The organism is Leptolyngbya sp. ST-U4 (assembly GCF_039962215.1).
Lineage (GTDB): Bacteria > Cyanobacteriota > Cyanobacteriia > Elainellales > Elainellaceae > Leptolyngbya_A.
The window spans coordinates 1,023,328-1,035,676 of record NZ_JAMPKZ010000001.1; the positions used below are offsets into that span (position 1 = coordinate 1,023,328).

Consider the following 12,349-nt stretch of genomic DNA (forward strand, 5'->3'; position numbering starts at 1 on the left):
GGAACGGTTTAGGGACACTTTAGGGGGCACTTTGGGGGCGATCGTTTCTCAAACCTCCTCTGGTCAATAATTTGGGGGTTGTAGGGTAAGCAGTGCCTACCCCACAGATTCGCCAACAACAGGGTTACTCGACTTCAAATGCACCCACAGACGCCTGCAATTCCTGGGCGATCGTCACGGTTTCGCGGATCGCGTCGGAGACTTGAATTGAGGATTTTGAGGTCTGCTTGGAGACTTGTGCCACCTGTTCAATCAAGCGAGACACGGCAGAAGAGGTTTCTACCTGCGAAACGGTGGCTTCTGAGATCGACTGCACTAGATTGTCGATTTCGCGGGAAACTGCCAGAATTTGACCGAGGCTCTGCTTGGCGTTTTCGACCAGATGGGTTCCCTCGACCACCTGGGCGGTGCTTTGCTCCATGGCTTCCACCACCTGGCTAGTTTCGCGCTGAATGGTCGCGACGATTTTTTCAATCTCCTGGGTGGCGTTGGCAGAGCGGGCTGCCAGTTCTCCGACTTCTTCGGCAACCACGGCAAAGCCCTGTCCTTCTTCGCCTGCGCGGGCTGCTTCGATTCCGGCGTTGATGGCGAGCAGGTTGGTTTGCAGTGCGATCTGGTTAATCAGCGACACCACTTTGGAGATTTGCTGAGAGGATTCGCCCAGTCGCTTTACTTTCTTAGCGGTTTCGCCGATCGTCTCCCGCAGGCTGAGAATGTTTTGCACAGTCAGATCCATTGCGCTGCCGCTGGTTTCTGCGGTGCTGGAGGCGGTGCGGGCAACTTCGGCGGCTTGGCGGGCACTGGTTGCCACCTGACGAATCGAGACGGTCATTTGCTCAACCGATTGGATGATTTGCGTTGTTTCGTCTGCCTGCTTCAGGGCTTCTTCTGCCAGACGGCGAACCGCGCCTTCGTTTTCACCCAGCGAACTGTTAACCTGCTCAACGGACTGTTTGACTTTAGTGACAATCTGCCGCAGGTTTTCCACGATCGAGTTAAAGAAGTCTGCAACCGTGCCAATTTCTCCCGCTGTGACGTTTGCCCGCACGGTCAGATTGCCTCTGGCGGCTCCTTCGACTTCGCTCAGCAGTTCGATGAGCTGCATTTGCAGAGCTTCTTTCTGCCGCCGCTGCTCCTCGGAAAGCACTTCGGCTGCCTGACGGGCCTCTTCTTTTTGCTGGAACAGGTCTGCCTGCTCGAGCGCAAATCCCAGCTCTTTGCTGCTCTTCTTCATCAGCGTGATTTCGCTTTCCTTCCAGCAGCGCGGTTCGCTGCAATGATGGGCAATCAGCAATCCGATCAATTCGTTTTTGATCAAAATGGGCGCGACCAGATTTGCCTTGACCTTAAACTGCTCAAGCTGCCCGATATGGCAAGGGGTAAGCCCAGCTTCATAGATATTATTGGTTGCCTGAACCCGACCGAGTCGATATTTTTCCACGTAGCGATCGGCAAAGCAGGGGTCCGCAATCCGCGCCCCTAATGCAGGCGGAAATTCTCGCACAACGGACTCTGCCACAAAGGTTCCTGCCCAGTTTGCATCAAACAAATACACGCCCACGCGATCGGCTTCCAGGGCTTCCCGCATTTCCCGGACGACGACATCGAAAATGTCTTGACGGTGAATAAACTGCCGCATTCGAGAAACGATCGTATTCACAAGCTGCTCTTGCTGAGCCGTTGTTTCCTGTTGTCGCAGCAGCATTGCCTGAGTCAGGGCATAGCCAATTTGCGTCGTGATTTGCTGCATCAGATCAATGTCTCCTGGCTGCCACAGACGCGGACCCGAACACTGATGCACACACAGCAAGCCAACCAGAGTTTCCCCTGCCAGAACGGGCGCAACGAGATTTGCCTTGACTTCCAACCGCTCTAAAATTTCGCAGTGGCAGCGCGAGAGCTTTGTCTCGTCGACATTGTCCATTTGCGAAATCTTGCCTGTTTTGTATCGCTGCACCGTTCCGGGGGTTAGAGGGTCATAGATTTCCTGTCCCAGCGATTTGATCCAGCGATCGCCTACGGATTCTGAGACGATTTTGCCGCTGGTCATGTCTTCGTTAAACCGATACATCACAATCCGATCGGCTTTGAGCAGCTCTCGAATCGCGTCGAGCGGCGCAGACAAAATGTAATCAACATTAAGCGACTGACGAATCTGGGTGGTGATGCGGCTGAGCAACTGGATTCGCTCGGTCGTGTTTTGCTGATCGGTGTATTGCTGTTTGAGCAGCGATTCTGATGCGGTCACGCTATCTGCCAGCGTATTAAACGTCTGCATTAGTTGACCGACTTCATCGTTCGATTCCACCCGGGCCCGTGCCGATCGATCGCCTGCCGCAAATCGCCGGGTGACTTCTCGCAGTGACTCGATCGGTCGAGCAATCGAGCGTCCAAGCAGCGTTCCCAGTGCCACATCTGCTGCAATTGCCACGACTGCCACCCCAAGCTGAAGCAGCAGAATTTGCCACAGCAATCGGTTCAACGCTGACTCAGACGTGCCGCGCACCAGAATCGCGATCGGTTCACCCTTAGGATTGGGTAACGCTTTTGCCGCAACGGTGTAGGTTTGTCCGTTGACCCGGATGCGATCGGTCACCGCCTCACCGACAGTCTGTTTGGGTTGCAGGGCATCTGCAGCTCGCTGCAAAATTTGGGGATCTGAAAGCGGAACATTTGCCTGCGCTGCTTCGAGATCGGTTGAATTGCCCAGATCAAGGCTGGTTGCCAGCTTAAATTCTCCGTTAGGCTGCCGCGCATAAACGGCACTATAGCCATTCTCAAAGGCAGCAATCGACTCTTCGACGATCGGCTGTTTTACCACATCTCCGGCAACCAGTGCACCAATAGTCGTGTCTCGCTCCGGGTCACGCACAGGCGTCACCACATAGCGAATCAGCCTGTCCTGTTCTTTCAGCTCAGCCGGAAGCGGCGGATTCTCTTTCTTTAATTCTTCGGCACTGACCAACGCATTTGCGCTGACCTGACGCGGTGAAGCGAGAACCTGACTCACCAATCCCTGCGGGTCAAATTTTTCGCCCTGACGATCGGCATTTGCGCTGGCAATGATCCGTCCATCGATGCCAACCAGCGTCGCGTACTCAATGTTGCGGGCTGCAATCTCATTGCTCAGAGTGCGCTTGAGTTCTTCTTCCTGTTCCCCAGAGAGCGATCGTCCGTTTACCCTGTCCCTCGCTGCATTAATAATCAGCGGGTTGTCTGACTGCCCCCGAAACCCAAATCCCATTTGATTGGTTTTGACTTCGTAGGACAGCCGCTCGACCGTCGCCTCCGATTTTGCCTGGTTTGCGAGCTGAGCTCGTCCGCCTGCAATCAGCAGCAGCGCTCCCACTCCCACCAGCCCAAGCACTGCAATTAGCTCGGATGTCAGCAGTGCAAACCTCTGCTTGCGCCGCACGGGTAAATTGCGAAACCAATGATCCGCCTGAACCCGGTTCATCTCAAGCGGAAGACTGACCTGCGATCGCCCCGAATTCAACGATGGTAGTTTTCGGTTGGTTTCAGCAGAAACAGCAGGAACAGACTCAATTTCCGATGGCTCTGACCCGATCGGTTCCAGATCATCTTTGTCAGGCGGAAACTGTCCGTTGGAAAGGGGACGGGGCTGGATGGTCATGAGCGCGATACCTCAGGAATGGAATGGGGAGAACAGAATAGAGAGAATGGGGAGATCAAGAGGTGGGCGATCGGGGGATGGGCAGACGAGGGGAGACAGTAAAGGGGAAAACAGTGAATTAGGCGCGATCGATTTGGAGATTGGGAAATAAACGGAGAATAAACGGGAAATAAATTAGGAAACAGGAGCGAATTTATAAATCAGTGAACAGACTTTTAACAAACAGGCAACAACACTGACAGAAAATAACACCTATAAATGGCTCCTAATGCCTTTCACCCCTTCACATCCCTAGCTCCCCATCTCCCCCATCTCCTCATCCCCTCACCCACTCATCCCTCTACGCCACCCGCAGCACAGACGCCTGCACGATCGCCTCTGCCTCTAGCACTAGCAGCACTTCCTGTCGATCTGAAAGCTGCTGAAGGGCACAGCCGCGCAGGTAGGGAACAAGCGATGCGGCAATTTGCCCAAGGGGAGATTGAATTTGATCGGATTGCAGGCGAACTGATCCTTCGACCCGGTGAACTGCCACACCTAAGGGAATATTGCCGACCTGCAACAGGACGATCGTGTATTGCTGAGTCGAAACATCCAGCAGGGAAACGCCGAGAAGCTGCGCCAGATCGATCGTCCAGCTAATTCGGCTGCGTCGATTGAGTAAGCCCAGCATTACCGGGTGCATATTAGGCATTGGAGTAAGCCGACGCGCAGGCAGCACCAAAGCTTCCTGGATCGACTGCATTGAAATGACGGCTGGAATTTCCGGGGTGAGCCAGAATTTGAGATAGGCATCGCCCGTTTGTTTTTGCGATCGACTTTCGGTCAGCGCAAGCTTTGCAATTTCCATGAGTGAAAAGAGCTGAAAAGGAAGGAGAAGAGAAACTGCGGAGAGATTGTTTGAGAAGTCTCAAAGGAACTACATCGCCCCCTAAATTCCCCAACTTTTGACTTGCCGCTCTAAAAGAGCGAGGGGGAACCTTGAGCCGCTAAACGTTCTGGTGGCAGGTGACAAATGCCTGGTGACAAATGAAAGCTTGCAAGGCTTGGTTCATCCAGAATTGACTCGTTAGGGAGGCGGTTCGGAAGATTACTCAAATAGCCGCTTAGCCAGAAACCGATTTAATTGCACGAATGAACTGTTCACGGGTAAAGGGTTTGGTGATGTAGGCATCTGCGCCTTGTTTCATGCCCCATAGCCGATCGATTTCCTGGTCTTTTGAGCTGCAAATCACGATCGGAACTCGTTCGGTGACAGGATGCTTTCGCAAGGTCCGGCAGAGTTCAAAGCCGCTCATTCCCGGCATCACCACATCGGTGACAATGACATCGGGCTTTTGTTCGATCGCTTTATCCAGAGCTTCTTTTGCGGTTCCTGCACCAATGACGGAATAGCCGCCTTCTCGCAGGTAATGGCTCATTAACTCCATTTCTGAATGAGTATCTTCAACGATTAGAATCGTTCCCATGATCGTGTTATTCATGCGTTCTCAGATATGAATTTGTTGGATGGCAGTTCTGGCTTCAGGTCAGATGCTTAAACACCATCTTCATCAGGTCAGACTGAGTAAAGGGTTTCGTGAGATAGCCTGAAGCACCAACTAGACGAGCTTTGGCGCGATCGATAAATCCGGTATTACCCGTGACCATAATGATGGGCGTGGCTCGAAAGGTCGGATGCTTTCGCAACAGAGAACATAACTCATAGCCGTCTAAGCTAGGCATGGTTACGTCTAGCAAAATCAAATCCGGTTTACTGCGGATGATCTGCATCAGTGCCCGCACCGGATCACTAATCAACACAACAGAGAACATCTTGTCGTCCAGAAACGCATTAATTGCCTGAAGCACCGTGGGGCTATCGTCAATGCAGGCAATCGTATAAGTCGTTTTGGCAGAGTTTGGGCGAGGCTGTGCTGCCCCGTAGTTTGGAGCGGGTAATCCGTTTGGCGCAATCTTTTGGGCAAAGGGCGATGACCCGTTGCGATCCAGCGGTGCAGCGGTGAGCGCCTCCGATCGCGGTTCGGGCTGCCTGGATTCAAGCGGTCTTGCCTCAGATTGTCTTGCCTCAGATTGTCTTGCCTCAGATTGTCTTGCCTCAGACGGTCTTGCCTCAGGCGATCGAGACGGTTCGCTAAACCGATTTTCAGCAGGAACCGATCGCGGCTTTTGCTGCTGCACCGATTCCACGATCGCTTTCAGATCGAGCTGGCAAAACTGCGGCAGTTGGGCAGGCAATTGATCGGCTTCGATGAGTTCATAGCTTCCAGTCTGCACTGCCAGCAAAGAATCAAGCACTTCTCGTGCCAGTCCCTCGATCAGCTCTGCGGCTTGTTCCGGCAGGAGAAACTGCTGTTCGATCAGCCAGGTAATTGCCTGATAGTCAGGGAGGACTTTCTCGTCTCGATCGCGCACAGACTCAAACAGTAGCCGCACTTGGACGCGAATAGCACTGACCAAACTGGGAACCTTGAGACTGAGACGACGCAAATGGCGATCGAGACGGATAAACGGTTCGGCAGAGCTGGATGCGTAAACCAGTTTGCCCTGCTCTAAGTAGAGTGACCAGATGGTGGAATTGCTCACAACTTGCAAACAGCCGCTTGCCTGACGGCTAATCATTTGAGCCAGGAGACTGAGTGGATGGAGCGTTTGGGGCGATCGATAGGTTCCCATACGGATGGTCTGCATTGAATACTCCGTTCGTCAAAGGGGGCAGAAATCACAAACTGTTGAAAAGAACCAAACATTGGAGACAAACCGAATGGAAGGCAATTTCAAACAGCTAGGGTGACGAGAATGCACACCGCTTAAGAGAAATGAGGGTGAGGAACTGCGTAATCTGTGAGTGACTAGCAGATGCCTGATTGCAAATACAGATCTGCGAAACCAGATCTATAGAACAAGATCTGCGAAACCAGATCTAAAAATGACACTTGAATAAAGCTTGGTAAGATGCAGTGGTTTCGGCAGCGCTGAATTGGCGGTAGTGTTTTCCCTGTTTCCTGCACTCCAGTAACCGATTAGGAGGCAAGAGCCGAACCTGATGTGCAAATCTCTTTCATACCCATTAAGCGTATCAGCTTTCGATGTAAGAGTTATTGACGCTTGATAAAGATAGCCAGAAAAAAGATAAAGAAGATATAAGATTGCAAGGGAGAATCTGCCTGAATACAAGCACTTGAACGATCCGCATTAACTTCGACAATCCAACTAGAATCCATTTGATCAGGATAAAAGTTTCCTGTTTTTACTCCATTTTATGAACTCCTAACCAATCAAAAATGAACTCAGCAAGACATTTGTAAGATATCCGCAAGGCAATGACCTCGATCGAATCAATACACGCGATCGAGGTTATCGATGATACAAAAATAAATTCACAGCAGAATGCAATTGGATTTGATCGGGGGTTAGGGATGGTTGAGGGGTCGCAGGAGTATTCCATTGCCCCCCTGAATCTCCCAACTTTTGACTTGTCGCTCTAAAAAAGCAAAGGGAAACTTTGAACGTGAGCAAAGCTAGCTCGGTTCTGCCACTTACCTATCCCACTAACTCAACAACCTCAAAATCCGCCGAATCTTCTCCCGTTGCTGGCGATCGAGCGACTCTGGGAAGGAAAGCTCCATAATAATGTGCTGCGAGGCAACAGCGACGGCTTGCTGTCCTTCGGAATGAATTGTTTCGGGGTCAGGGAGCAGGCTGGGCAGCACTTCGATACTTTGCACCTGTGCCAGCACGGTTTGCGGCAGCGGGTCGTATCCTTCGCGGCTGATCATAAGCGAGAGAATTGGCTGCTCAGTGCCAAGGGTTTCCAGTTTGGGCAGGGTGCGATCGACAAACTCAAGCCGCAGATCGCGTGTGCCGATTTCGGTCACTTTTGCCGTATAAATTTCATCTTCCCAGCCTTCCCAGAAAATTTGCGCCCAGCCGCGCACCTGTTTTCGCACTTTCATGCCCACTTCGGGCTTCAGATCGCGAAAGGCACGGATAAGACTGGTGGCAATGAACTTGAGCGATTGAATCGGTTTATCAATTTGCGATCGCTGCTGCGAATACCATTCACGCACATCAGCATATAGGACGATCGTGAGATCATCTTGCTGCTCGCGGGTGGGGCTGACAAAATCAACGGACAGCAGAGTTTGCAGAACATCGGTCGCAATACCGCGCACAATTCTGGCATCGAGCAGTGCCCTTGCGCCGTAGTCGCCGATCAGTTCGACGCGCACCTCGTCCGAGACGTTGGGCCACTCATCAAGCAGGATTTGTGCGCCCGTTTCGCTGACGTTGGTGGTTCTGCCAATCCATCGCTGTCCGTCGCTGTGAATAATCGCGATCAGGCGGCGGGGCATCCGGTGGGAGCGGCGAAGCTGGGGTTGCTCAAAGGCGGCAATGCAGGCAGCCATCACCAGCAGCAGGTTAAACAGACACCAGAGCGAGTTGATCAGCACTGCCTGGGTTTCCTGCGGACTGAGGATCAGCCAGAAGGGGATTGCCAGCAGCGAAGCTCCGGTAATTCCGCCCAGCATTACCAGATAGCGGATCGAATCGAGATCAAAGCTCCGCTCGTTGACGGTTAATCCTTTGCTAGTAACGTTAAAGCTGCCCAGCTTGGGATTGATTAATGCCAGCAGCGTCACAATACCTGCCTGAAACGACATGGCAAACTCGTAGATCTCATTCCAGAAGGAAAAGCGAACGTGCTTATAGGGAATGTGATTCGTTTGCATTGACAAAATAATATGCGGCAGCGCGTACGCCAGCGTTTCTAGCCCCAGTCCTTTTACCGAGTTGATGCCAAACAGCAAAAAGAACGTGGGAGCGATCGCATACATCACCCTGGGAAAGCCAAAAAAGAAGTGCATTGTCGCACTGAAATAGCAGAGTCGCTGCGACATTCTGAGTTTGAGCTTGCGGTTGAACAAAGGATTTTCGAGCCGCAAAATTTGCGCCATGCCCCGCGCCCAGCGCACCTGCTGTCCCACAAACGAGGAAAAGGTTTCAGGAGCCAGCCCTGCGACCATAATCTTGTCGTAGTAAACGCTCTTATAGCCGATCGAATGCAGCCGCAGTGAAGTGTGGCAGTCTTCAGTAACAGTCTCGGTGGCAATGCCGCCCACTTCCAAAATCGCTTCCCGCCGAATCACGGCTGCCGAGCCACAAAAGAAAGCTGCATTCCAGAAATCGTTACCTTTTTGCAGCACTTTATAAAACAGCTCGTTGCCCACGGGAACCTGACCGTTCGTGTACAGATTGCGCTCAAACGGATCGGGGTTATAAAACCAGTGCGGCGTTTGCACCAGGGCAACCTGCGGATCAAAAAAGAAGCCGACTGTTTTCTGTAAAAAACCGCGAATCGGGATGTGATCGCAGTCGAGAATCATGACCAGATCGCCTTTTGTTTTATGCAGTGCCGTGTTGATGTTTCCGGCTTTGGCGTGATCGTTGTTGTCGCGGGTGAGCATTGTGCAGCCCAGTTCCTCGCACATTTGTTGCAGTTCTGCCCGTCGCTGCCGAAACTTTTCTGCCCGTCCGTCATCCAAAACGTACACTCGCTTTTTATCTGCGGGGTAATCGACCCCTAATGCCGCTAAAGCCGTTTTCCGCACGATTTCCACATCTTCGTTGTAAGTGGGAATGTAGATATCAACGGTAAACCATTCTTCTTGCGGAAAGAGGGAGAGATCGATCGGTTTACGATCGCGAATTTTCAGCGTTTGGAAATAGGCAAGAAACAGCGTCAGAATGCCGTATAGCTCGGCGGCAAACAGCAGCAGCGAGAATACCGTATCGACCCAGGAGTCGAAGTTGAGCGTATAGCTGACTCGGTAATAAAAATACCGCAGCGTGGTCAGAATGCTCAGCAGCATCAGCAGCAGGTGCAGCGCGTCGTCTGATTTGTTTTGCGGACGTTCTGCCAGATAAAGAAACCAGCGTCCCACCGTGACCACACAAGCTCCTAACAAAGCCTGCTGCCAGAAATTAGGGCGAATGGTAATAAACGGCATGAAAAACAGAATCAGACAAATCAGCAGCAGCACCAACTGCGATCGACCGAGCCATTTCAACACGCTGTTTACCGAATCCGGCAGCCGATCGACCAGCAGCGTCGTAAACCGATCATTGACTTGCTCCAGTTGCCGATCAGCGCGACGAGAAGCCTCCGCATTCCTGAACTTATGTTTGGGTTTCATCCAGCGAATCATGCGTTAACGCTCCTGCCCGATTACTTTCTTGAGATAAACCTGCGTCACCGCATACAGAATCAGCGTAGCTGCTACAAACCCCGGAGCCAGCACATACCAGTTGCTCTGAAACACCTTGAACCACTCCTGCCAGCCGCCCTCGGTAATGATTTCGCGCTGTGGAGACTGCCGCAAGAACTCCAGTCGATAATCCGACGGATCAAAGGGTGAAGGGTTCTCGGTATTCCTGCTGATCAGCACCGTGTCGCCTTCGATCTGGCTAAACAGAAAATCGCGCTGCATCACCGACTGCACCTGCTGAAGCCCAGTGTCTGTTTGTCCGGTGAGAGCCACCACGACGCGCTCTGAGTTCCAGGGCGACAAAATCGATCGAATCAATCCTTCGGCATCGGGGGCGGTCTGCGTTTGATTGCCTGCCCACTGGCGCGTCAACTGTCCTTGCAGCGCAAAGCCCTGAGACTGGAACACCTCCGGTAAGGGAAACCGTGCCTGGGTTCCGATGCCAATCAAGTGACGATCGCGCTGGATCTCCTTGGGCAACTGGGTTTTACGGTACACCTGAAACTGAATTGCATCGGCACGGGTGAGCCGTCCCAGACGTTCGCTGGTTTCCAGCAGCAGATCCAGATCTTTTTGGTTCGGCTGTTCGGGCAGGACGATCGCCAGCTTTGACATATCCTGCGGAGCCGCAAACGGATATCCTGATTGCATTAGCTTCAGATCAGGCAGGCGCGTCACATTTTCCCGCCGCAAATCAAACGACGTATCGCTGTGAATTGTGCCCCAGAGCTGCTGATCCGTTACCCGACTGCACGATCGCCGCTCACGCGGATCGAGCCGGAAGTTGACCTGCATTTTCGAGGTGGGTTTCACCGAGCCTTCGGGCAGATCAATTTTCAGGATTTGGCGATTTGCCCCGTCTACCGAAGTGAGTCGATCGCCGCCCAAGGGCACTCCGTCGAGCTGAACTTCCACCTGTGACGTCAGCGGATTCACCTGCGGACCATAGCTATACACCAGCGTCATGCTGCTGCCTGTGAGAATCTGCTCGTCCGGCAGGGCGCGGAAGTCAAACTCTAACGCCGGGGCATGGGAGCCGCGCACCGTCACATCACCATAGGGCTGATCGTTATAGGTGCGAAGATCGCTCAGCTTGAACTGCTCTTGAGTCGGCAAATAGCCCTGCCATTCCCGCAACGGTGGAGCCGTGATCGACTGAGTTTCCTCAATCAGCATGACGCTGCCTGTCGCAATGGCGCGATCGGGACGCTGCACCAATGCCTGCACAGCCTTCGCCACACCCACATCCCCGTTTCCAGTTGCCACCAGCACGGGCACGCGATCGCTATCGGTTGTCGTCAGCATCAGCACCCCCACATCCGGCGGGAGCACCTTGCCCTGACCATCCCGAAGCTGATTTTGCTGAATCGCCAGCGGCAAATCCAGATCGGCGATCGCGGGCTGGCTTTCCGGTGTGCCAATCATGATCAGCCGCTCGTTTTTCTTAATCTGATCGATCGCCTCGATCGTGCGGCTATCTACTTCTCGATAGCGGGCATATTGTCCGATCGCGGTCTGAAGCCGAGCCGTGGGAGTGAGCCAGCTTTCGTCGATCGTTCTGGGCAACAAAAAGGCAATTTGCGGCGCATCCAGACTCAGAACATCCAGGAACGGATAGGGATAACGGCTGAAATTGAGCGGAACCGACTGCGGATCGACGGCAAAGACCAGCTTGGAGTCAGGCAAGATCTCTGTCCACAGCGACGGATCGTAGGGGTCTTGGGTACAGGTGGGCGAATTGTTTTGCAGCGCGGCGATCGTCACCTCGTTATAGTCTTGCAGCAGGCTCACGGGCACGTTAAACAGACTGGTGGTAATCTTGTTTTCCGGCTGATTCAGCGGCACACTGCCCACACTGGTTCCGTTGACCAATACCGTGAGATTCGATCGCGTCGCATACAGGGCGGGCGAATGACGATAGCGCAATTGCAGCTTCACGCTTTTCGTTTCCCAATCACGCGGACGGGTAAAACGCAGCCTTGCCTCGCTGTAAATGCTTTCTAACCGCAGCCGATTGCCCACGATCGGACTCCGGCTAAACTCCAGCACGTATTCGCTCAAATCCGCAGGGGCGACGATCGGATCAGGAGCATTCTTGGGCAGCGCAAAGGCGGAAGATTTTACAGGTTGGCTAGCAGGCGCGTTGCCAGACGGTGCAGGGGATTTTGTTTCGGTTGCCGTCGCAGTCAAACTGAGAACACTCAGCGTCAAACTACAGCTAAACAGACCGACATAAAGGAGCGATCGTCGCCAGAAACGCTTCAGGAAATGTTTTGGAAGATGGATGAATGAATGCGATCGATGATGAGCCGAAGATGCAGAGGATGCACAAGACTCGATGCAGTTTCCCTGGTGGGGTAGACGGTGACGGAAATCTCTCATGATGGGAGAAGGAAATCAGTAAAGGAAAGACGGACAAGAAACACGCACAGAAAACACAAGAAAC

Annotated in this window: 6 protein-coding genes; all 6 read right to left on the reverse strand. The window is 52.8% G+C overall.

The window, feature by feature from the left end; translation table 11 throughout:
* Nucleotides 1-124: 124 nt before the first annotated feature.
* Nucleotides 125-3,634: a methyl-accepting chemotaxis protein gene (locus NDA02_RS04470; RefSeq protein ID WP_190789820.1), complete on the reverse strand. Its 3,510-nt coding sequence runs from the start codon at nucleotides 3,632-3,634 to the stop codon at nucleotides 125-127.
* A gap of 340 nt (nucleotides 3,635-3,974) precedes the next feature.
* Nucleotides 3,975-4,484: a chemotaxis protein CheW gene (locus tag NDA02_RS04475; RefSeq protein WP_190789819.1), complete on the reverse strand. Its 510-nt coding sequence runs from the start codon at nucleotides 4,482-4,484 to the stop codon at nucleotides 3,975-3,977.
* A 256-nt stretch (nucleotides 4,485-4,740) separates the two neighbouring features.
* Nucleotides 4,741-5,118 carry a response regulator gene (locus NDA02_RS04480; protein ID WP_190789818.1) on the reverse strand — a complete coding sequence of 126 codons (378 nt, stop codon included), beginning with the start codon at nucleotides 5,116-5,118 and terminating at the stop codon, nucleotides 4,741-4,743.
* Between the two features lie 40 nt (nucleotides 5,119-5,158).
* On the reverse strand, nucleotides 5,159-6,325 hold the full coding sequence (locus NDA02_RS04485; RefSeq protein WP_190789817.1) for a response regulator: 1,167 nt from the start codon (nucleotides 6,323-6,325) through the stop codon (nucleotides 5,159-5,161).
* 860 nt (nucleotides 6,326-7,185) lie between these two features.
* Nucleotides 7,186-9,843 carry a UDP-forming cellulose synthase catalytic subunit gene (gene bcsA, locus NDA02_RS04490; RefSeq protein WP_242067103.1) on the reverse strand — a complete coding sequence of 886 codons (2,658 nt, stop codon included), beginning with the start codon at nucleotides 9,841-9,843 and terminating at the stop codon, nucleotides 7,186-7,188.
* 3 nt (nucleotides 9,844-9,846) lie between these two features.
* Nucleotides 9,847-12,285 (reverse strand): cellulose biosynthesis cyclic di-GMP-binding regulatory protein BcsB, encoded by a 2,439-nt coding sequence (locus NDA02_RS04495; protein ID WP_348247848.1) that lies wholly within the window; start codon nucleotides 12,283-12,285, stop codon nucleotides 9,847-9,849.
* Nucleotides 12,286-12,349: the final 64 nt, after the last annotated feature.